Source organism: Phenylobacterium sp. GW821-FHT12F10 (assembly GCF_058806695.1).
Window position 1 is genome coordinate 1,244,818 of the sequence record NZ_JBXAPY010000001.1, and the last position, 21,911, is coordinate 1,266,728.

The 21,911-nt window shown below is 69.7% G+C and carries 14 protein-coding genes; 9 read left to right on the top strand and 5 right to left on the bottom strand.

What is annotated here, in order from left to right:
- The first annotated feature begins 87 nt into the window (after positions 1-87).
- Positions 88-900, top strand: a complete 813-nt coding sequence (locus AC1RN5_RS06270; RefSeq protein ID WP_493040397.1) for a universal stress protein — start codon at positions 88-90, stop codon at positions 898-900.
- An 18-nt stretch (positions 901-918) separates the two neighbouring features.
- Positions 919-1,290, top strand: a complete 372-nt coding sequence (locus AC1RN5_RS06275) for a hypothetical protein (protein WP_493040398.1) — start codon at positions 919-921, stop codon at positions 1,288-1,290.
- Between the two features lie 50 nt (positions 1,291-1,340).
- Here the strand turns inward: AC1RN5_RS06275 and AC1RN5_RS06280 are convergent, their stop codons facing one another.
- The 5 genes from AC1RN5_RS06280 to AC1RN5_RS06300 form a co-directional block, all read right to left on the bottom strand.
- Positions 1,341-2,159 carry a hypothetical protein gene (locus tag AC1RN5_RS06280; protein ID WP_493040399.1) on the bottom strand — a complete coding sequence of 273 codons (819 nt, stop codon included), beginning with the start codon at positions 2,157-2,159 and terminating at the stop codon, positions 1,341-1,343.
- Between the two features lie 78 nt (positions 2,160-2,237).
- Positions 2,238-3,113: an AAA family ATPase gene (locus tag AC1RN5_RS06285; protein ID WP_304698282.1), complete on the bottom strand. Its 876-nt coding sequence runs from the start codon at positions 3,111-3,113 to the stop codon at positions 2,238-2,240.
- Between the two features lie 134 nt (positions 3,114-3,247).
- On the bottom strand, positions 3,248-3,589 hold the full coding sequence (locus AC1RN5_RS06290; RefSeq protein WP_493040400.1) for a hypothetical protein: 342 nt from the start codon (positions 3,587-3,589) through the stop codon (positions 3,248-3,250).
- An 82-nt stretch (positions 3,590-3,671) separates the two neighbouring features.
- A complete protein-coding gene (locus AC1RN5_RS06295) occupies positions 3,672-4,424 on the bottom strand; it encodes an SDR family NAD(P)-dependent oxidoreductase (protein ID WP_493040401.1) in 753 nt (250 codons plus the stop codon).
- Complete coding sequence (locus tag AC1RN5_RS06300; RefSeq protein WP_493040402.1) at positions 4,421-6,211, bottom strand: tetratricopeptide repeat protein; 1,791 nt, start codon at positions 6,209-6,211, stop codon at positions 4,421-4,423. The genes AC1RN5_RS06295 and AC1RN5_RS06300 overlap by 4 nt, the downstream gene beginning before the upstream one ends.
- Before the next feature lie 244 nt (positions 6,212-6,455).
- Here AC1RN5_RS06300 and flbT point away from each other — a divergent pair, with 244 nt between their 5' ends.
- The 7 genes from flbT (at position 6,456) to AC1RN5_RS06335 (ending at position 21,785) form a co-directional block, all read left to right on the top strand.
- Complete coding sequence (gene flbT, locus AC1RN5_RS06305) at positions 6,456-6,878, top strand: flagellar biosynthesis repressor FlbT (RefSeq protein WP_304776721.1); 423 nt, start codon at positions 6,456-6,458, stop codon at positions 6,876-6,878.
- Positions 6,844-7,209 (top strand): flagellar biosynthesis regulator FlaF, encoded by a 366-nt coding sequence (gene flaF / locus AC1RN5_RS06310; protein WP_421931920.1) that lies wholly within the window; start codon positions 6,844-6,846, stop codon positions 7,207-7,209. Before flbT ends, flaF begins: the two co-directional genes overlap by 35 nt.
- 647 nt (positions 7,210-7,856) lie before the next feature.
- Positions 7,857-15,347, top strand: coding sequence for an ice nucleation protein (locus tag AC1RN5_RS06315; RefSeq protein WP_493040403.1), 7,491 nt, complete (start codon positions 7,857-7,859; stop codon positions 15,345-15,347).
- Positions 15,348-15,511: 164 nt separating this feature from the next.
- Complete coding sequence (locus AC1RN5_RS06320) at positions 15,512-17,614, top strand: O-linked N-acetylglucosamine transferase, SPINDLY family protein (protein ID WP_493040404.1); 2,103 nt, start codon at positions 15,512-15,514, stop codon at positions 17,612-17,614.
- Positions 17,615-17,660: 46 nt separating this feature from the next.
- Positions 17,661-19,949 (top strand): FkbM family methyltransferase, encoded by a 2,289-nt coding sequence (locus AC1RN5_RS06325; RefSeq protein ID WP_493040405.1) that lies wholly within the window; start codon positions 17,661-17,663, stop codon positions 19,947-19,949.
- Positions 19,950-20,039: 90 nt separating this feature from the next.
- Positions 20,040-20,990, top strand: coding sequence for a UDP-glucuronic acid decarboxylase family protein (locus AC1RN5_RS06330; protein WP_493040406.1), 951 nt, complete (start codon positions 20,040-20,042; stop codon positions 20,988-20,990).
- 21 nt (positions 20,991-21,011) lie between these two features.
- Positions 21,012-21,785: an O-methyltransferase gene (locus AC1RN5_RS06335; RefSeq protein ID WP_493040407.1), complete on the top strand. Its 774-nt coding sequence runs from the start codon at positions 21,012-21,014 to the stop codon at positions 21,783-21,785.
- Positions 21,786-21,911 lie beyond the last annotated feature (126 nt).

Consider the following 21,911-nt stretch of genomic DNA (forward strand, 5'->3'; position numbering starts at 1 on the left):
CAAGGTCGTGACCTGAACCAGGACTTGAGAAAGATCAATGAGCAGGTCCATCGTCCTCACCACTGTGATCATGCCAAGGGGAAACACATGAGTTGGGCTAGAATCATGACGCCGCTGTCCGGCGGCGAGGGCGACAAGGCCGCCGTGAAGGCCGCCGCCCTGCTGGCCGAGCCCTTCGGCGCCGAACTCGCCTGTGTCTATACCCCGGCCGACGTGGCCGACGTCATGCCCTGGATGGGCGAGGGCTTCCTGGGCGGCGTGCAGTCCACGGCCCTGGAGTCCCTGAAGGAAGCCGCCGCCGCCGGCGAGACCAAGGCCCGCGCCGCCGTGGAGGCCTGCGCCTATCCCAAGGCCAGCTTCATCGCCCTGCAGACCCCGGTCTGGGCCGGCCTATCGGCCGAGAGCCGGCTGTCGGACGTGGTGGTCTTCACCAACGACCCGCCGCGCGGCCGTGGCCCGCTGGCCGAGGCCTTCCAGCAGATGGTGGCCGACGAGCAGCGCCCGGTGCTGATCGCCCGCGAGGGCTTCAAGACCGGCGGCGTGGTGGCCGTGGCCTGGGACGGCGGCAAGGAAGCCTCCCGCGCCGCCCGCCTGGCCATGCCCCTGCTGGAGAAGGCCTCCCGCGTGGTCATCCTGGCCGCCCCCAAGGCCAGCTCCCGCAGCTTCGACCCCGCCCGCCTGCAGGCCTATTACGCCGCCCGGGGCATCGCCTCGGATGTCGACATCCTGCCGGACTCCGGCGACGCCGCCCCCCTGCTGCTCTACGCCACCAAGAAGGCCGACGCCGACATCCTGGTGGCCGGCGCCTTCGGGCACCCGCGGTTGCAGGAGTTCATCTTCGGCGGTACGACGCGATCGCTACTGGCGGCTGATCAGCCGTCGCTGTTCCTTTCCCACTAAGTAAAGAGGTCTCGCGCCATGAGTTTGTCGCGCATCGTGATGCGGCTCGCCCGCAATCCGGGCACTGAATTCGCCGGGGGCGACGATCACCGCGGCTATACGCTGACCGCGCCCCTCACCGCCGACGGCCACATCGACGAGGCGGCCTATTCCAAGGCCAAGGCCGAGTGCGTGGTTCGCCGCTTCGCCCCCGACGAGGAGGCCACCGACGGCCGTCTGGCCCGCAAGGGCGCCCGCTGGTACTTCGACTATGAGGCCGGCGACACCGCAGACGACGAACCGGTCCACCGCCTGGGCGACCACCGATTCGCGGTGGGCGAATACGTCACCGTCGCCGACGAGGACGGCCGTCCCCTGACCTACAAGGTGGTCGAGGTCCAAGCCGTCTAGGGCCACTCACGCCCCGGCGAACCGGATTCCGGTTCGCCGGCGGCGGGCCGTCAGACCCCGCCGTTCTTGCGGACCAGTTTCTTGACGTCCTCGTACATGTCGTTGTGCTGGTTCGACCGGGACTTCGACTTCACCACGGCCACCGTCAGCGGTCCCGTGCGCGGGCCGCCGGCCTCGTAGCCGAGGTAGCGATAGCCCCCCGACAGATCGTCCCCGGCATAGATGAAGGTGGCCCGCACGCCGCGCTTCTCCCGCGACAGGGCCTCGCCGCGCAGGCGGACCTCCCGGTACATGGTGATCGTGGCGCTGGAATTGTCGCCGTCGGCGTCGATATGGATCGGCCCCACGCTGACGTCGGCCTTGTCGCCCTCGGCCACCACGTGCAGGCCGGGCAGGTCGACGCGGGTGTGATCGTCGCCGTTCTCACCGTCCTCGACCTTGGCCTGGAAGCGCGGGCTGTCCGCCTTGTCCCCGACCGCGACATCGACGTCGGAATCCACCTTCGGGTCGATCCGGGCGTCCGCCCGGGCCTCGGCCTCGATGCGGGCGGCCTCGGCGGCCGCGCCCGGGGCGGCGGCCTTCTCGGCGGAGGAGGCGCCGGTGGGCGTTCCACCCAGGGTCTTCAGTTCGGTCTCAAGGGCGGTCAGGGTGGCGCGCGCGGTCCCCTTCACCGGCATGCGGGTCAAGGTGACCTCGGCGCCGTCGGTCTCGCGATAGACGCAGCTCTGGCCGTCGGCCGCGGCGCTGATGCGGGTCAGGCCCCCCTGGGTGGCGGGGCAGTCCAGCTTGGCGTTGAGGGTGGCCGGCCTCTGGCAGGCCGCGGTGGTGAGCGCGAGGGCCGAGGCGGCCAGCAGCGTCAGGGTCTTCATAAGAATTGGGCTCCGATCCCGTTCGCGCAGAACGGTGACCGGAGCCCTTGATTTGGTCGAGTGAATTCGTCGTAAGCGTTACTGGCCCGGACGCGAGCCCGCGCCTTCGCGGCGGGCCAGGAAGGCCAGGCGCTCGAAGAGGTGGACGTCCTGCTCGTTCTTCAGCAGGGCGCCGTGCAGCGGCGGGATCAGCTTGGTGGGATCCTTTTCCGCCAGCGAGGCGGCGTCGATGTCCTCCACCATCAGCAGCTTCAGCCAGTCGAGGAGCTCGGAGGTCGACGGCTTCTTCTTCAGGCCCGGGACCTTGCGCATGTCGTAGAAGATGCGCAGCGCCTCGGCGACCAGCTTCTGCTTGATGCCGGGATAGTGGACCTCGACGATCTCGTTCATCGTCTCGGCTTCCGGGAAGCGGATGTAGTGGAAGAAGCAGCGGCGCAGGAAGGCGTCCGGCAGCTCCTTCTCGTTGTTGGAGGTGATGATCACGATCGGCCGGACCTCGGCCTTGATCGTCTCATTGGTCTCGTAGACGTAGAATTCCATCCGATCGAGCTCCTGCAGGAGGTCGTTGGGGAACTCGATGTCGGCCTTGTCGATCTCGTCGATCAGCAGGACGGGGCGCTTGTCGGCGGTGAACGCCTCCCAGAGCTTGCCCTTCTTGATGTAGTTCTTCACGTCCTTGACGCGCTCGTCGCCGAGCTGGCTGTCGCGCAGGCGGGTGACGGCGTCGTACTCGTACAGGCCCTGGTGGGCCTTGGTGGTGGACTTGATGTGCCAGGTGATCATCTCGGCGCCGAGCGCCTTGGCGATCTCGAAGGCCAGCACGGTCTTGCCGGTGCCGGGCTCGCCCTTGATCAGCAGCGGGCGCTCCAGCGCGATGGCGGCGTTGACGGCCACCTTGAGGTCTTCGGTCGCGACGTAATTGTCGGTGCCTTCAAAACGCTGACGCTCGCTCATAATTGGGCTCCCAGGGGCGGGCGTAGAAGGACGCTCGCGCTCGAACAAATGTTTCAACCTGGGGCCAACCTAAAGGCCCAGCCGCGACATTCAAGCGGCTTGAACGTCGCGGCGGGCGCTAAGTGCGGGGTCGGCTAATCGTTGCGCGGGGTGACCGCGAGGGGGTCGGACGCCGGAAAGGTCTCCTTGAGCCCCTCGTCGAGGCGCGCTTCCAGGGCGGGTTCCGCCGCGTCGGCCTGGCCGCGCACGGGGTAGGGGCCCTCCACGTCGTCCGGGCCGGGGGTGTCGTCGTTGTCGGCCATCAGGCCGTCCTCGTCGTCGTCCTCGGGCTCGGCGGTCACGTCGAGGAGGTCGGGCAACTCCTCGAAGGTGCGCATCTCGCCCACCTCCTCGCGGTCGTCGAGATTGGTCTCGTCCTGGGTCTCGGCCTGGTCCTGGGGGTCGGCGCCGTCGTCGAACTCGGAAATGCCGGGCATGGGGAGCTCCTCGCGGGGAGGGCCCGGGGAGGGCGCTCCACCCCCAGACAAACCCTTGGCCGGCGGCTCTGTTCCGCCCCGCTCACCAGGGAATCGGCGTCCCGTCCCAGGCGAAGAGCCCACCATTGTCGTCGGGCCTCAGGCCGTCCAGGACCGCCAGCAGGGCCTGGGCCGAACGGTCCGGCGAGAAGAGAGCCTCCGGGGCCACGCCGCCTTGGAACGGCGCGCTGAGGTCGGTGTCGACCGTGCCCGGGTGCAGGGCGACGCACAGGCCGAGCGGGCGGGTGCGCCGGTGCTCGATCGCCAGGGTGCGGATCAGCATGTTGAGGGCCGCCTTGGAGGCCCGGTATCCGTACCAGCCCCCCAGCCGGTTGTCGCCGATGCTGCCCACGCGCGCCGACAGCGCGGCGAAGACGCTGGGCCGGTCGCGGGGCGTCAGGGGCAGGAAGTGCTTGGCGGCCAGGGCCGGCCCCGCGGCGTTGATGGCGAACAGGGCGGTGAGGGCCGCGAGGTCCAGGGACCGCATCGTCTTCTCCGGCGCCAGGCCCGCGCCGTGGAGCTGGCCGGTGGCCACCAGGATGCGGCTGGGGGCGCCGAGGTCGGCCGCCTGCGCCGCCGCCCGAACCAAACTGTCCTCGTCCAGGATGTCGACCTCCCGCCAGGTCCGTCGGCCATCCTCCTCCCAGTCCGGCGGCCGGCGGCGCGACAGGGCCAGGACGCGGTCATGGGCCGGATCGGCGTTCAGGCGCTCGGCCAGGGCGCGCCCGACGCCCCCCGAGGCGCCGATGACGATGGCCAGGTTGGCGGCGGCGGTGGACCGGCCGCCCGCGGTCACGACGCGGCGAACTCAGCCAACGCCTGGGCCACCTCGGCCATGACCGGCTCCCATGCGCGGAACGCCGGCGGCTGGAAGACCCGCATCTGCGGATACCAGGGATAGCGGTTGGTCCCCACCCGGGGCCAGGCGCCCGGGGTTGAGACCATCCAGCACGGGGCGCCGCAGGCCGCGGCGATGTTGGAGGTGGCGTTGGCGAAGCCCACCACGAGGTCCAGGGCGCAGGACAGGGCCGCCAGGTCGTCCAGGTCCTGCTTCAGGTCGATGCCCGGCGGCGTCCAGATGTCGACTCCGAAGTCGCGGCGGGCCTGTTCGATCTCCTCGCTGCAGTCGCCGTACTGCAGGTTGACGAAACAGACCCCCGGCGTGGCCAGGATCGGGGCCCACTGCTCGAAGGGCGAGAAATAGCGATGGCGCCCGGCGCTGGCGATGGCGCTCTTCCACAGCAGGCCGACCTTCTTGCCAGCCGGCGCGGTCTTGAGCACCTCGCGCCAGTGGGTCACCCGGACGGGATCGGCGATCATGTAGCGGTCGCGGACCGGGAAATCGTCCACCGAGCGGCGGAACTGACGCAGGGCCGAGCCGATCGGGGTCCACAGGTCGATCTCGTCCATCCGCCCGGAGAGGAACTGGACGGCCCGCACCGTGCGGCCCTCGACGCTGTAGGTGTTGTGGCGGCCCACCTCGGCCTGGGGGAAGGAGCGCTGGAACAGGCTCACCAGGCGCGGCTCGACGGCCAGGGTCAGCCTGCCCTCCGGCCCCAGGGCCTCGATGATGTCGGGCAGTTGGTTGGCGAACAGAATCTCGTCCCCCAGCCCCTGTTCCCCGATCACCAGCAGGGACTTGCCGGCCAGGTCCATCCCCGGCTCCCAGCGGGGTCGCTCCACCAGGAACTGGGTGCAGTCGGCGAACTGCGGATGCAGCCGGGCCTCGTAGTCGTCCCAGCCCTCGCCGATGCGGCCGAGATTGATCAGGATCGTGGACCGGGCCAGCCGCATCATCTGGCGTTCGGACTCCAGCACGGTCTGGGAGAGCGCGGTGTCGCAGTCCTCCAGGGCCGCGGCGATCTCGCCGATGGCCATGCGCATGTTGCCGCGGTTGTAGCGGGCCTTGGCGAAGCCCGCGTCCTGGCGCAGCGCTTCGTCGAAGAAGATCTGCGCGTTCACCGGGTCGCCCTGCTCGGCCATCACCGTGCCGAGCGTGTTCCAGACCATCGGATGGCGCGGATCCTTGGTGAGGGCGGGCTTGAGCACCTCGATGGCCTCGTCGAAGCGGCTCTGGCTGCGCAGGGCGCAGGCCAGGTTGTTGGCCCCCTCCGGATGGTCGGGGAACCGCGCCAGGAAGTGTCGGAACAGGCGCTCGGCGACCTCGGGTTGGCCGAGTCGGAAGGCCAGGCGGCCCAGGTTGTTGCCCAGCTCGGCATGATCGGGGAGGAGGGCGATGGCCGCCTCGTAGCAGGTGATCGAGCCTTTGAAGTCGCCGGCCAGCTCGCGGGCGATGGCCAGCATGTACCAGCCGAAGCCGCTGCGTTCGTCCTGCTCCAGGGCCTTGATCGCCCATTCGGCCCCGGCCTGGTGGTCATCCTTGCGCAGGGCGTTGACGGCGTTCTGTAGCAGGGGCTGGATCGCCAGGGCCTTCAGTTCGCCCACCGCGGCGTTCAGCCGGTTGAGCGTGGCCCGGTCGCCGCTGGCGCCCATGGCGTCGGTGGACAGGCGCGCCTGGGTCGGGGCGGTCCCCCGCTCGAGCGCCGCTGTCGAGGTGGCGCTTTGCTTGACCGGACGCGGCATGAGCCGGGGCTCCCTGGGGTGACGTGGGCGAAGGGCGACAGATAGATGCGATCATGGTTAATCTGTTGCTAAGCGCCACTTGTCGCGCGGCGTCGGGGCGCACCTGTCGCAGGGCGTCGCAAGGCGTCGTTAACCTACGTCCGGTTATGCCTCGCAGGTCCGGAGCCGGCGTTTTCGCGTTTCGGGCGATCCTGGTTCAGGAAGTCGCGCCGCTTTGGCGCAAGTTGTTCGGGGGAATAGCGCCTTGCCGCTGAAATTGTCGCTGAAACCCGGCGAGAAATTCGTGCTCAACGGCGCCGTCGTCCAGAACGGCGACCGCCGTGGTGTTCTGATTCTCCAGAACAAGGCTTCTGTCCTTCGCGAGAAGGACATCATGCAGCAGGAAGAGGTCAACACGCCCGCACGCCGGATCTACTTCCCGGTGATGATGATGTACCTCGATGAGACCGGCGCCGCCCGCTACTACGACGAATTCGTTCATCGCCTGACCGAGTTCATGGGTGTGATTCGGAATCCCGCGGTGCTCTCGGAGTGCGTCGCGATCTCCAAACACTGCATGGAGAAGGAATACTACAAGGCGCTGATGCTCTGCCGGAAGCTCATCGAGTACGAAGATCAGAGGTTGGGGACGAATGTCGCTTCGAGCGTACCAGCAGACCGCGGCTAGGGCCGAGACCGCCCGGGAGACGGAGTATCGTCTCTTCGGCCAGGTCACCCGCGCCCTCATGGAAGCGGCCAAGCTCGATCCGTCGGATCTGGGCGGCCGCGCCGATGCGCTGGATTGGAACCGCCGCATGTGGTCGGCCTTCGCCACCGATTGCGGCGCGTCGGAGAACGGCCTGCCGGAATCCCTGCGCGCCCAGATCATCTCCCTGGCCATCTGGGTCGGCAAGCACACCAGCCTGGTGATACGCGGCCAGGACGACATCCAGGACCTGATCGAGATCAACCGCATGATCATGCAGGGCCTCAGCGGCGGGGCGGCCGAGGCCGCCTGATTCCCCGCCCGCGGAATCGCCACAACCAGCCGTAGTGCGGCCCGCAACCAGGGTTTTCGCCGCGTGTCCCGGCGGCCGGAACGGCGATCTAAGGTAAACAGGTTTGCTGCGCTCTATGGTCGCGGCGCCGGCGCCGCGCGGCGCGATCCGGCGTCCGAGGCCAGGGTCCGCATGGGCCGGGCCGGCGCGCCGTCCCGGGGCTTCGGGAGCCGCCGGGAGCCCGTCGGCCGCCGCCTTCCGGCGTTCGGCGCCCCGAAGCCCCGCGCGCGCGCGCGGAGTCAGCTGAGGCCGCAAACCCCAGCCCTGTAACAGATCGCCGAATGTGGCGCCCGCGTGGCGGCAAGGTGTCAGACCCTCTATCGAACTCCCGGGCGCCGCGGCGGCAGGGGGAGGAGGCGGGGGCCGTGTCGAGAATAATCAGACCAGGGGCCCGGCGAGGACCTGCACGGGGGGGTTCAAACCTGTCCGTACACTTCCAGACCCAATGGATAACGGGTCCGGAGGCCAAGAATCATCGTAACAAACTGGTAAGTGATTCTGTTGTGGGTGGGGTCGGGGGACGCGTCCAGGTAGTGCGCCGCTCTCTATAATGTCTACGCGTTCGACCGACTGACCGCTGCTCAAAATATATCGACTAGGAAGCTCACATGGCGATTTCCAGCCTCTCGGCGGCTCAGATAAGCGCCCTCTCGGTCACCGTGATCCAGGGGCTCTCCCAGACAGAGATCCAGTCGCTCAGCGCCACCCAGGTCGGGGCCATCAACACCACGGGCATCGCCGCCCTCAGCACCACACAGGTCGGAGCGCTCTCCGCCTCCCAGGTGAAGGGGCTCTCGGCGACCCAGATCCCGTTCTTCGACACCTCGGTGGTCTTCGACACCGCCCAGCTCACCGTCCTTAGCGCCCCGCAGGTCAAGGCGCTCACCACCACCCAGCTCGCCGCCCTCGACACCTCCCACATCTCGGTCCTCAGCGCCTCGCAGATCGGGGCCCTGTCGGCCACCAACCTCTCCAGCCTCGACGGCACCCAGGTGGGGGCGCTGTCCTCCACCCAGATCAAGGGTGTCACCACCACCCAGATCCAGGGCCTCAGCTCCACCGACATGGCCGAGCTGTCGGCCAACCAGCTGGGGGCCATGCTCGCCGCCCAGGTCGGCGCGATCTCGGCCACCAATCTCTCCAGCCTCGACGGCACCCAGGTCGCGGCCCTGTCCACCACCCAGGTGAAGGCGCTCAGCACCGCTCAGCTGCAGGGCCTCAACACCACCGACATCGGTGAGTTCTCCACCACCCAGATCGGCGCCCTCAGCGCCAGCCAGATCGGCGCCCTGTCGGCGACGAACGTGGCGGCCCTCGACACCACCCAACTCAGCGCCCTCTCGGCCTCGCAGATCGGCGCCCTGACCGCCACGGGCCTGTCGGCCCTCGACTCCACCCAGGTGGGCTCGCTCTCCACCACCCAGGTCAGCGGCCTGACCACGACCCAGCTGAAGAGCCTGTCGACCACCGACTTCGGCGACCTCAGCTCGACCCAGATCGGCTCCCTGTCGGCCGCCCAGCTCGGCGCGCTCTCGGCCACCAACATCTCCAGCCTGGACGGCACCCAGGTCGCGGCGCTCACCACGACCCAGGTCAGCGGGCTCACCACCACCCAGCTCAAGGGCCTGAGCTCCACCGACATGGGTGAGTTCTCCACCACCCAGATCGGCGCGCTCTCCGTCAGCCAGCTCAGCTCGCTGACCGCCACCAATGTCTCGGCCCTCGACGGCACCCAGGTCGCCGCCCTGTCGACCACCCAGGTCAAGGGCCTGGCCACCACCCAGCTGGCCGGCCTGACCGCCACCGATATCAGCGAATTCACCCCCACCCAGGTGGGCGCGCTCAGCGCCAGCCAGATCGGCGCCCTGTCGGCGACGAACATCGCGGCCCTGGACGGCACCCAGGTGGCCAGCCTCTCCATCACCCAGGTCCGGGCGCTGTCGACCACCCAGGTCCGGCAGCTCGACACCACCGACGTCGGCGAGCTCTCGGCGACCCAGGTCGGGGCGATGTCCGCCGCCCAGATCGGCGCCCTGTCGGCCACCAGCCTGGCCAGCCTCGACGGCACCCAGATCGGCTCTCTGTCGGCCTCCCAGATCGGCGCCCTGTCGGCCACCAGCCTCTCGGGCCTGGACGGCACCCAGATCGCCGGCCTGACCACCACCCAGGTGGGCGGTCTCACCACCACCCAGCTCAAGAGCCTGTCGACCACCGACTTCGGCGAACTGACCTCGACCCAGATCGGCGCCCTCAGCGCCGCCCAGCTGGGCGCGCTCTCGGCAACCAACATCTCCAGCCTGGACGGGACCCAGGTCGCGGCCCTGTCGACGACCCAGGTCAAGGGCCTGGCCACGACCCAGCTCAGCGCGCTGGGCGCCGCCGATGTGCAGGAGTTCACCGCGACCCAGATCGCGGCCCTGGCCACCACCCAGATCGCCGCCCTGACCCCGACCGGCGTCTCGGCCCTGGACGGCACCCAGGTGGCCGCGCTCTCCACCACCCAGGTCAAGGCGCTCACCACCACCCAGCTGCGGGGCCTGGAGACCACCGACATCGGTGAGCTTTCGGCGACCCAGGTCGGCGCGCTTTCGACCAGCCAGATCGCGGCCCTGTCGGCCACCAACCTCGGCGCCTTGGACGTGACCCAGGTGGGCGCCCTGTCGGCGGCCCAGATCGGCGCCCTGTCCAACACAAGCCTCTCGGCCCTGGACGGCACCCAGGTCGCGGCCCTCAACGCCACCCAGGTCGGCGGCCTCACCACCACCCAGCTCAAGAGCCTGTCGACCACCGACTTCGGCGAACTGACCTCGACCCAGATCGGCGCCCTGTCGGCCGCCCAGATCGGGGCGCTCTCGGTCACCAACCTCTCCAGCCTGGACGGCACCCAGGTGGCGGCCCTGTCGACCACCCAGGTCAAGGGCCTGGCGACGACCCAGCTCAGCGCGCTCGGCGCCGCCGACGTTCAGGAGTTCACCACCACCCAGCTCAGCGCCCTGGCCAACACCCAGATCGCGGCCCTGTCGCCCACCGGCTTCTCGGCCCTGGACGGCACCCAGGTGGCCGCGCTCTCCACCACCCAGGTGAAGTCGCTCACCAGCGGGCAACTGGCGGCGCTGAACGCCACCGACATCGGCGAGCTCTCGGCGACCCAGGTCGGAGCCCTGGCCGCCAGCCAGATCGCCTCCCTGACCCCCACGGGCCTCTCGGCCCTGGACGGCACCCAGGTGGCCGCGCTCTCCACCACCCAGGTCAAGGCGCTCACCGTCACCCAGCTCCGGGCCCTGGACACCACCGATGTCGGCGAGCTCTCGGCGACCCAGGTCGGCGCCCTCTCGGCGGTGCAGATCGGGGCCCTGACCTCCACCAGCCTCGGCAGCCTCGACACGACCCAGATCGGCGCCCTCTCGGCCGCCCAGATCGGGGCCCTGTCGGCCACCAGCCTGTCGGGTCTCGACGGCACCCAGATCGCCGGTCTCACCACGACCCAGGTCGGCGGCCTCACCACCACCCAGCTGAAGAGCCTGTCGACCACCGACTTCGGCGAACTGACCTCCACCCAGATCGGCGCCCTGTCGGCCGCCCAGATCGGGGCCCTGTCGGCCACCAACGTCTCGTCCCTCGACGGCACCCAGGTCGCGGCCCTGTCGACGACCCAGGTCAAGGGCCTGGCCACCACCCAGCTCAGCGCCCTGAACGCCACCGATATCGGGGAGTTCACCACCACCCAGATCAGCGCCCTCGGCACGAGCCAGATCGCCGCCCTGACCGCGACCAACGTCTCGGCCCTCGACGGGACCCAGGTCGCGGCGCTCTCCACGACCCAGGTCAAGGCGCTCACCAGCGGGCAGCTGGCTGGGCTGTCCACCACCGACATCGGCGAGTTCGACGCCACCCAGGTCGGGTCCCTGACCCCGAGCCAGATCGGCGCCCTGACGGCGACCAACATCTCGGCCCTCAGCAGCACCCAGGTGGCGGCCCTGTCGGTCACCCAGGTGAAGGCGCTCTCCACCACCCAGCTCCGGGCCCTCGACACCACCGACGTCGGCGAGCTGTCCTCGACCCAGGTCGGCGCGATGTCCGCCGCCCAGATCGGGGCGCTCTCGGCCACCAGCCTGGCCAGCCTCGACGTCACCCAGATCGGCGCCCTCTCGGCGGCCCAGATCGGGGCTCTGTCCAACACCAGCCTCTCGGGCCTGGACGGCACCCAGATCGCCGCCCTGAACACGACCCAGGTGGGCGGCCTCACGGCCACCCAGCTGAGGAGCCTGTCCACCACCGACTTCGGCGAGCTGACCTCGACCCAGATCGGCGCCCTCTCGGCGTCGCAACTGGGCGCGCTCTCGGCCACCAACCTCTCCAGCCTGGACGGCACCCAGGTCGCGGCCCTGTCGACCACCCAGGTCAAGGGCCTGGCCACCACCCAGCTCAGCGCGCTGGGCGCCGCCGACGTGCAGGAGTTCACCGCGACCCAGATCGCGGCCCTGGCCACCACCCAGATCGCCGCCCTGACCCCCACGGGCGTCTCGGCCCTGGACGGCACCCAGGTGGCCGCGCTCTCCACCACCCAGGTGAAGGCGCTCACCGTGACCCAGCTGCGGGGCCTGGAAACCACCGACATCGGTGAGTTCAGCGGGACCCAGATCGGCGCCCTGTCCGCCAGCCAGATCGGGGCCCTGTCGGCCACCAACCTGGCGGCCATCGACACCACTCAGATCAGCGCCCTGTCGGCGAGCCAGATCGGCGCCCTGTCCAACACCGCGCTTTCGGCCCTCGACGGCACCCAGATCGGCAGCCTGACCACCACCCAGGTGGGCGGCCTCACGACCACCCAGCTGAAGAGCCTGTCCAGCACCGACTTCGGCGAGCTGACCTCGACCCAGATCGGCGCCCTGTCGGCCGCCCAGATCGGCGCGCTCTCGGCCACCAACATCGCCAGCCTGGACGGCACCCAGGTCGCGGCGCTCACCACGACCCAGGTCAAGGGCCTGGCCACCACCCAGCTCAGCGCGCTCGGCGCCGCCGACGTGCAGGAGTTCACCGCGACCCAGATCGGCGTCCTGGCCAACACCCAGATCGCGGCCCTGTCGCCCACCGGCTTCTCGGCCCTGGACGCCACCCAGGTGGCGGCGCTCTCCACCACCCAGGTGAAGGCCCTGACCGCCACTCAGCTCAAAGGGCTGGAGACCACCGATGTCGCCGAGCTCTCGGCGACCCAGATCGGCGCCCTGAGCCCCAGCCAGATCGGCGCGCTCACGGCCACCAACATCGCGGCCCTCGACGGGACGCAGGTGGCGGCCCTGTCGGTCACCCAGGTGAAGGCGCTCTCCACCACCCAGCTGCGATCGCTGGACACCACCGATGTCGACGAACTTTCGGCGACCCAGGTCGGGGCGATGTCCGCCGCCCAGATCGGGGCGCTCTCGGCCACCAGCCTGGCCAGCCTCGACGTCACCCAGATCGGCGCCCTCTCGGCCGCCCAGATCGGGGCCCTGTCCAACACCAGTCTCTCGGGCCTGGACGGCACCCAGATCGCCGCCCTCACCACGACCCAGGTGGGCGGTCTCACCACCACCCAGCTGAAGAGCCTGTCCACCACCGACTTCGGCGAGCTGACCTCGACCCAGATCGGCGCCCTCAGCGCCGCCCAGCTGGGCGCGCTGTCGGCCACCAATGTCGCCAGCCTCGACGGCACGCAGGTCGCGGCGCTCAGCACGACCCAGGTCAAGGGCCTGGCCACGACCCAGCTCAGCGCGCTTGGCGCCGCCGACGTGCAGGAGTTCACCGCCACCCAGATCGGGGCGCTCACCACTGTCCAACTGGCCGCCCTGACCCCCACGGGCGTCTCGGCCCTGGACGGCACCCAGGTGGCCGCGCTCTCCACCACCCAGGTGAAGGCGCTCACCGTGACCCAGCTGCGGGGCCTGGAGACCACCGACATCGGCGAGCTCTCCTCGACCCAGGTCGGCGCGCTCACCAACACCCAGTTGGCGGCCCTGACCCCCACCACCCTCGGGGCCCTGGACACCACCCAGGTCGGCGCCCTCTCGGCGGCCCAGATCGGCTCCCTCTCCGGGACCGCCCTCTCGGCCCTGGACGGCACCCAGATCGCCGCGCTCAGCACCACCCAGGTGACCGGCCTGACCGCCACCCAGCTGCGCGGACTGTCCACCACCGACTTCGCGGAACTGACCACGACCCAGGTGGCGTCCTTCTCGCCGGCCCAGCTCGGGGCGATCACCGCCACCAACCTGGCCAGCCTTGACGGCACCCAGGTGGCCGGTCTCACCACGACCCAGGTCAAGGGCCTGGCCACGACCCAGCTCAGCGCGCTCGGCGCCGCCGACGTGCAGGAGTTCACCGCGACCCAGATCGGCGCCATGGCGACGACCCAGATCGCCGCCCTGTCGGCCACCGGCTTCTCCGCCCTCGACGGCACTCAGGTGGCGGCGCTCTCCACGACCCAGGTCAAGGCCCTGACCGCCACCCAGCTTGGCGGCCTGCAGAGCACCGATGTCGCCGAACTCTCGGCGACCCAGGTCTCGGCCCTCACCGCGACCCAGCTCTCGCAGATCTCGGCGACCAACATCTCGGCCCTCGACGGGACCCAGGTGGCGGCGCTCTCCGCCACCCAGGTGAAGGGCCTCTCCGCCACCCAGCTCCGGGGTCTGGACACCACCGACATCGGCGAGCTCTCGGCGACCCAGGTCGGCGCGCTCACCGCCGGCCAGATCGCGGCCCTGTCCACCACCAGCCTGTCGACCCTGGACACCACCCAGATCGGCGCCCTGGCCACGACCCAGATCGCGGCCCTGACGCCCACCGGCCTCTCGGCCCTGGATGGCACCCAGGTGGCGGCCCTCACCACCACCCAGGTCGGCGGCCTGACCACCACCCAGCTGGCCTCGCTCTCCCCGGCGGACTTCAGTGAACTGACCTCGACCCAGATCGGCTCGCTGTCGGCGTCCCAGCTCGGGGCCCTGTCGGCCACCAACGTCTCGTCCCTCGACGGCACCCAGGTGGCGGCCCTCTCCACCACCCAGGTGAAGGGCCTGACCGCGACCCAGCTGAAGAGCCTCTTCACCACCGACATCGCCGAGTTCACCTCGACCCAGGTCGCGGCCTTCTCCACCTCCCAGATCGCGGCCCTGACGCCCACCGGCCTCTCGGCGCTCGACGGGACCCAGGTGGCGGCGCTGTCCACGACCCAGGTCAAGGCCTTCACCACCACCCAGCTCGCCGGCCTTAACACCACCGATGTGGGCGAGCTGAGCCCGACCCAGGTCAGCGCCCTGAGCGCCAGCCAGTTCGCCGCCCTGACCGCCACCAGCGTCGGCGCCCTCGACACCACGCAGATCGGGGCGCTCAGCGCCTCGCAGATCGGCAGCCTGTCGACCACCAGCCTCTCGACCCTGGACGGCACCCAGATCGGCGCGCTCTCCACCACCCAGGTGGGCGGCCTGACCACGACCCAGCTCAAGACCCTCAGCACCACCGATTTCGGCGAGTTCAGCTCGACCCAGATCAACGCCCTCTCGGCGTCGCAGCTGGGGGCCCTGACGGCGACCAACATCGCCTCGCTGGACTCCACCCAGGTGCAGGCGCTCTCCACCACCCAGGTGAAGGGCCTGACCACGACCCAGCTGTCGGGCCTCTCGGCCACGGATGTCGGGGAGTTCAGCGCCACCCAGATCGGCAGCCTCACGGTCGCCCAGATCCCCGGCCTGACCGCCACCGGCGTCTCGGCCCTGGACGGCACCCAGGTCGCGGCCCTCTCCACCACCCAGGTGAAGGCCTTCACGACGACCCAGCTCCGGGGCCTGGACACCACCGACCTCGGCGAACTCGCCACCACCCAGTTCGCGGCCCTGTCCTCGACCCAGGTGGGCGCGCTCTCCGCCACGGTGATCGCTGAACTGACAACGACCCAGGCCGCGGCCCTGGCCACGACCCAGATCACCGGTCTGACCACCACCCAGCTCGACGGGCTGACGGAGACCAATATCGCCGCCATGAGCTCCACCCTGCTGAACGCGATGACCACAACCCAGGTCACCAGCCTGCAGGGCGCCCAGGTCGACGCCTACATCGCCGGCACCTGACGCCGACGGACGACCAGGCTGCGCCGGGACCCTGGGCCCCGGCGCAGTTGGTCGCACCGGGAGCCCCGGTCTGGAATCCGCGGCCCGGAGGCGCCACAACACGGTGACTCGATCGCACGACGGCCGACTCGCCGGCCGGCCGGGGTCGGGACGGCTGGAAGGACATGCTCGAGACCGCGATGCCCCAGGACCTCTTCCTCTCCGCGCTCCAGAAAACGACCTCGGGGACCCTGGCGCTTGGCGAGCTGATCAACACCGCCAACGCGCTCAGCGGGGCGGGGAGGGCCGATCAGGCCACCCAGCTCTACAAGATCTGGGCGGGCTTCAATCCGGAGCATCCGCAGCTCTACGTCGCCCATTTCAACCGCGGCTGCCTGCACACCCAGGGGGGGGACCTGCCCCCCGCCATCGAGGCCCTGCAGGCGGCCATCGCCGTCAGCCCCGACTTCATGCCGGCCTATATCAACCTGGGCGGGGTGCTGGAGCGCAGCGGGGAGATCGACCAGGCCATCGCGCTGTGGCGCGCCGGCCTTGATCACGTCAGCGCCGTCAGCGGCGAGCGGGTCGGCTACAAGCTGGCCACCCTGAAGCAACTGGCCCGGGTCCTGGCCGACAACCGCCGGATCGAGGCGGCCGAGGTGGCCATGCGGGAGGCCCTGGCCCTCGACCCGACCCAGCGCGACGTCATCGAACAGTATCTCGCCATGCGCCTGGCCCAGTGCAAATGGCCGGTGATCGAATCCCTGCCCGGCGTGGACCGGCAGGGCCTGCTGACCTCCATCCACCCCCTGTCCATGGCCGCCTATACCGACGACCCCATGCTGCAACTGGCCTCGGCCAGCCGCTATGTGGAGATCGGGGTGGAGACGCCCCCCGACAGCGAGATCGAAGGCCGCCGCCGCGCCCCCATCGACCTGCGGGGCCGCCGCCTGAAGGTCGGCTACATCTCCTCGGACCTGCGCGACCACGCCGTCGGCTACCTGATGGCCGAGCTGTTCGAGCTGCACGACAAATCCAAGGTGGAGGTCTTCGCCTACTACTGCGGCACGCCCTCCGCCGACCCCCTGAACCTGCGCACGCGCCAGGCTGTGGAGCACTGGGTCGACATCCGGTCGATGAGCGACACCGAGGCCGCCCGCCGGATCGAAGAGGACGGGATCGACATCCTCGTGGACGTCAACGGCCACACGCGGGAGTCGCGCACCGCGGTCTTCGCCCGTCGGCCGGCCCCGATCCAGGTCAACTGGCTGGGCTATCCCGGCACCATGGGCAGCCCCTATCACCACTACATCATCGCCGACGGCTGGATCATCCCGCCGGGCTCGGAGATCTACTACTCCGAGAAGGTGGTGCGCCTGCCGTGCTACCAGCCCAACGACCGCAAGCGGGTGGTCTCGCCGGAGCGCCCGACCCGCCAGTCCGCCGGCCTGCCCGAGGACGCCTTCGTCTTCTGCTGCTTCAACGGCGCCCAGAAGATCAGCCGCGCCACCTTCGAGCGTTGGCTGACCATCCTGGGGCGTGTCGAGGGCAGCGTGCTCTGGCTGCTGGAGAGCTCGCCCGAGACGCACGAGCGCCTGCTGGCCTTCGCCGAACAACACGGGATCGCCCGCGAGCGCCTGATCTTCGCGCCGAAGCTGCACAATTCCCTGCACCTGGCGCGCTACCCCCTGGCGGACCTCTTCCTCGACACCGCCGCCTATGGCGCCCACACCACCGCCTCGGACGCCCTGTGGATGGGGGTGCCCATGGTCACCCTCTCGGGCCGCAGCTTCGCCGCCCGGGTCTGCGGCAGTCTGGTGCGGGCCTCGGGCCTGACCGACCTGGTCTGCTCCAATCCCGAGGACTACGTGGCGCGCGCCGTGGCCCTGGGCCACGACCGCGCCCAGATCGCCGCCTACAAGGCCCAGCTCGAGGCCAACCGCGACACCTGCGACCTCTTCAACATGGAGAAGCTGGTGGGCAGCCTGGAGGACCTCTACGCCAACATGGTGGTGGACTATCAGCAGGGCGCCCTGCCGCGCCCGGACCTGTCCAATCTCGATGTCTATATGCGGGTCGGCGTCGACCACGACCACGAGGGCCAGGAGATGCTGGCGGTCGAGGACTATGCCGGCCACTACAAGGCCAAGCTGGCCCGCCGCCATCTGGCCCGCCCCATCCCCGCCGACGCCCGGATGTGGACGCCGCAGGACATCGCCTGGGCCGAGGGGGAGAGCCTCGAGACGCCCCCCGCCGATGTCCGGCCGCGCCGCGCCGCCGCCGATTGACTCGTCCGCGCCGACGGCGCGGATCTGGTCCTGAACTGGAAGTCGGATGATCAAGACCATTCTCGAAGGCCTTCGCGCCGAGGGTTACGCGCCGGCCACCCTGTTGGACATCGGGGCCCACGAGGGGCGGTTCGCCACCGGTTTCCTGGCGGTCTTCCCCGACTGCGTCCCGACCCTGATCGAGCCCAATCCCCACTGCGCCGAAACCCTGGCCCGGCTGCCCTTCGAGCGGCACATGGTGGCGGCCTCGCGGGAGGCCGGAGTCGGCGAGCTGTTCGTCACGGCCGGATGGCTGCAGACCACAGGCGCCTCGCTCTACCGTGAGGACACCGACTATTTCCGTGAGGAGTTCGTGGTTCGGGAGTCCGTGCCCAAGGTCCGCCTGGACGACCTGCTGGCGGGACGCCGCTTCGACTTCGTCAAGATCGACACCCAGGGCTCGGAGTTGGACGTCCTGCAGGGCGGCCAGACCGTGCTGTCCCAGGCCGACTACATCCTGGTGGAGGTCTCGCTTGTGGAGTTCAACCTCGGCGGCGCGCGCGCCGAGGCGGTGTTCGGCCAACTGGCCGCCATGGGCTTCCGCTGCGCCGAGGTGGTCGACTTCCACCGCCTGCAGGGGGTCCGCAACGGCGAACTGCTGCAGATGGACTTCCTGTTCGAGCGCCGGGCCAAGCGCCAGACCGCCACCACCCAGCGGCTGTTGGACCTCGGCCAGCGCCTGGCGGCCGAAGGACGGCCCGACGACGCCCTGACGGTGCTGGAGAACCTGGCGGCCCTGCGGCCCCGCGACGAGGCGGTCCTGCGCCCCCTGCTGGAGGCCTATGGCGCGCGCGGCCGCAGCCTGGAGGCCTTGGCGGTGCTGCGCACCCTTCGCGCCCTCAGCGACGACACGGACCGCCTGCTGCCCGAGATCCAGGCCTATTCCCTGCCGGCGGTGGACAGGTTCAACGCCCACGTGGCGGCCGGCGAGATCGCCGAGGCGGAGCGCTACGCCGCCGCCATGGCCGCCCTCGTGCCCCAGAACGAGCCGATGCTGAGCGCGGCCATGACCTGCAACCAGGTCCTGGGCCGCTGGACGGAAGTCAACCGCTACGCCCGGGCCCTGGCGGCGATCAATCCAAAGCATCCCGCCGCCCTCGACGCCCTGGCCCAGGTGGGACAGGCGCCGGCGCCCCCCGCCGACCCGGCCCTGGCGGAGATCGCCGACAAGGTGGCGCTGGCCCTCGACCCCGCCCCGGACACCCATCCCCTGCTGCGGCTGCGCGACATCCACGATGTCGTCAGCCTGATCCTTTGCCGCCCGCTGACCGCGCAGAGCCAGGCGCAGATCCAGACCTTGCTGGCCGCCGCGGCCGGCCTGCGGATCGAGGTCGAGCCCGGCTCGGAGTGGGAGGGCTGGGCGATCCACTACGGGCTGCTGCTGGACGCTGTCGACCTGGCGGCGGTGAACGCCCCGACGCCGGCGCCCGATCCCGAACCCGAGCTGACCTTCGTCTCGGCCACCGGCGCGCCGATGGACTGGGACGGGGTGCGGGCGACGGCCGACCGGCTGGGGGTGGAGGCGGTGTTCTTCGCCGCCGCCGACGAGACCTATGTGGACCTCTACGCCCGCTGGTATGCGCTCTCGGTGCTGAAATACGCCGACGTCCCCAGCCTGATCGTCATCCATGTGATCGGCGGCGCCGGCCGCCTGGCGGAGATCGCCGCGGCCGTGGGCGTGGGGGACGAGCGCCTGATCTTCGCCGGCGACGCCTTCGACGCCGACGCCGTGACCACCAAGGTCTATGACGCCCCGCCCAAGGGCTTCATCGCCCGGCCCGTGGCCCACTTCCAGTGCGTGCGGTTCCTGCGCCTGGGGGGCCTGCTGGCGCGGCTGGAGCGACCGATCTTCGTCTCCGACATCGACCTGATCCTGCAGCGCGGCGTCGCCGACCTGCTGGCCCGCGGTGCGCGCGCCGACGTGATGTTCAACGAGAACGAACTGAGCCTCAACGCCGGCTCGCGCCTGACCGCCAACCTGCTGTGGGTGAACCCCACCCCCAACGCCCATCGCCTGCTGGCCTTCCTCGCCCGCTATCTGGAAACCCAGCTGGCCAAGCCCGAGGTCACGCGTTGGATCGACCAGGTGGGGCTGATCTTCGCCCGTCATCACCTGCAGATCCGCGGCGAGGCGCCCCAGATCGCCTATTTCGACACCGAGACCGACATCAACAACGTGATGTACCCGTCCTATCAGGCCCACCCCTTCCGCTTCCTGTCCCTGTTCCACGGCTTCGACACCTCCAGCCTGGAGGGCGACCCGCGGGTGCTGGGGGAGGGGGCCGCGGCCCAGTGACGCCGGCCCACGGGGCGCGAGACTCAGTCTAGGTTCGGCGGCTCAACGGGTCGGCGGTCATAGCGTCCGACCCGGCAGGATCGGACGAACATGAAGCGCATATTGGTCACCGGCGGCGCCGGCTTTGTCGGCTCGCATCTCTGCGAGCGTCTGCTGGACGCGGGGCACGAGGTCTTGTGCGTCGACAACTACTACACCGGCTCGCGGCGCAACGTGGCCCATCTGCTGCCCAACCCGAACTTCGAGCTGCTGCGTCACGACGTGACCTTTCCGCTCTTCGCCGAGGTGGACGAGATCTACAACCTGGCCTGCCCGGCCTCGCCGATCCACTACCAGTTCGACCCCGTCCAGACGACCAAGACCAGCGTGCACGGGGCCATCAACATGCTGGGCCTGGCCAAGCGCCGGCGGGCCAAGATCTTCCAGGCCTCCACCAGCGAGGTCTATGGTGACCCCACCATCCATCCCCAGGTGGAGGAGTACTGGGGCAATGTGAACCCCATCGGCATCCGGTCCTGCTACGACGAGGGCAAGCGCTGCGCCGAGACCCTGTTCTTCGACTACCACCGGCAGCACAAGCTGCAGATCAAGGTGGCGCGGATCTTCAACACCTACGGCCCGCGCATGCACCCCAATGACGGTCGTGTGGTCTCCAACTTCATCATGCAGGCCCTGAGGGGCGAGCCGATCACCCTCTACGGCGAGGGGCTGCAGACGAGGTCCTTCTGCTATGTCGACGACCTGGTGGAGGGCTTCATCCGCCTGATGAACACCGGCGACGAGGTCACCGGCCCCATCAATCTGGGCAATCCGGGTGAGTTCACCATCAAGGCCCTGGCCGAGATGGTGGTGGCCCAGACCGGGTCGAAGTCGAAGGTCACCTACCAGCCCCTCCCGTCCGACGATCCCAAGCAGCGCCAGCCCGACATCTCCAAGGCCCGCGCCCTGCTGGACGGCTGGCAGCCCACCATCGCCCTGGAACAGGGCCTGACCCGAACGATCGCCTATTTCGACGGCCTGCTGAAAAGCGGCGCGGCCTAGGGCCTCTGGGGGACCGCGCGAATGGACATCAACGAACAGGCCGCGGTCAACGCCGACATCTATCGCTTCGCCCAGGGCTACCTGCAGAAGCGCGGCTGGTTCGAGAGCCTGGGGGGCATTCCGCGCAACAACGAGGGCGTGGTCCCCTGGATCACCTATCCGGCCTTCATCCAGCTCAAGCGGATCATCCGGCCCGACTTCAAGGTGTTCGAGTACGGCTGCGGCGGCTCCTCCCTCTGGTGGGCCAACAATGTCGCCGAGGTCACCAGCGTCGAGCACGACAAGGAATGGGGGCTGCACGTCTCCAACGCCGCCCAGCCCAACCTCAAGGTCATCGTCCGGGAGATGGACGCGGCGGTCGATGACGAGCGGCGGGCGGCCGTGGCGCCGTTCTTCGCCGAGCCGCCGGAACTGCCCCTGTCCCACAGCACGCCGCACAACATCATGCATGGCCTGCTGTCGGAGGAGTTTGTGGCCTACGCCACCGAGATCATGGCGTTTCCCCCCGAGCACTTCGACGTCATCGTGGTGGACGGCATGGCCCGCACGCTCAGCACCTGGCTGGCCATCCGCCACCTGAAGCCGGGCGGGTTCATCCTGTTCGATAACACCGACCGCTGGCAGTACAACGGCGCCTACCGCCTGCTGAGCGCCGCCGGTTTCCGCCGGATCGACTATTACGGCCCGGGCCCGGTGAACAAGATCGAATGGTGCACCTCGATCTTCGTCCGCGATCTCAACGTCTTCGACGCCAGCATCGACAGCCCGCCGGGCGACTGCGACCTGGGCTGGTGAGCCGGGCTGGCCGCGGCGCGGTGGCGCTCGGTCCGGGTTCTGCTTGCCTCGCCCGGCAGAATCGGCACGGCCAGACCCGCCCGCAGCTTTGATCCCGGCAAGTCGTGCCGAGGCGGCAATTGAGTC